This window comes from Acetobacter orleanensis (assembly GCF_001581005.1).
GTDB classification, from domain to species: domain Bacteria; phylum Pseudomonadota; class Alphaproteobacteria; order Acetobacterales; family Acetobacteraceae; genus Acetobacter; species Acetobacter orleanensis.
The window spans coordinates 1-698 of sequence record NZ_LHZV01000008.1; the positions used below are offsets into that span (position 1 = coordinate 1).

A 698-nucleotide genomic window follows, 5' to 3' on the forward strand; every position below is an offset into this window, starting at 1 on the left:
TTCCCCCAGCGCAGGGGCTTCAATTACTCCCGCCACTGGTTCATCCCCCTCCAAAAGCCCGAGTGAGACACACCAGCGGTTGCGGCCGCGTGCGTAGTTGGACGTGCCGTCAATTGGGTCAACCACCCAGCGCAGGCTGCCCGCACGGGCCACGCCACCTTCTTCCCCCTGAAATCCATCATCCGGGAACAGGGTTTTCATTCTCTGGGCAATAAAGTTTTCCACCGCGCCATCTGCTTCTGTCAGCCAGTCCTGCGCTGATTTCTGCTTGCCTTCTGGCCCACCCGGCGCGGGACGCATGGACATGGCAAGACGCGCTGCATCCTGAACCACACCCCGGGCGGCTTCCAGACGATAGGCAAGGGCAGGGCTGGGTGAGGACATGGGCGACAGGCTCCAAACTAGGAAGGGTATAAAGCCTTACCATAGCTTGAAGTCGGCGAGGGGGCGACCGCCTTTCTCTGCTATCTGGCTGGAGAACAGCTATACGACCTGTGTCATAACCCTCATATTTCCGACATGGGCTGGAAACAAAAAACCAAGCCAACGTAGTCCGCAGGCTTTTTATTTGTAGAGGCTTTTCGGCCAGCGACGATGGAGCCAAAGCCAGCTTTCCGGCTTTCGCCTGATCCAGCTTTCCAACTTGTCATTCACCTGCTGCACCAGCAGCCGCAAATCCTGCTGCTTATCGCCTGTAT

2 protein-coding genes are annotated in these 698 nt (G+C 57.7%); both read right to left on the bottom strand.

Annotated elements, in window-relative coordinates; all coding sequences use genetic code 11:
* On the bottom strand, positions 1-384 hold a 384-nt coding region (locus tag AD949_RS00045; RefSeq protein ID WP_169795425.1), incomplete at its 3' end, for an inositol monophosphatase family protein.
* A gap of 180 nt (positions 385-564) precedes the next feature.
* Positions 565-698 (bottom strand): LpxL/LpxP family acyltransferase (locus AD949_RS13485; protein ID WP_456303526.1); only part of this gene is annotated, 134 nt, incomplete at its 5' end.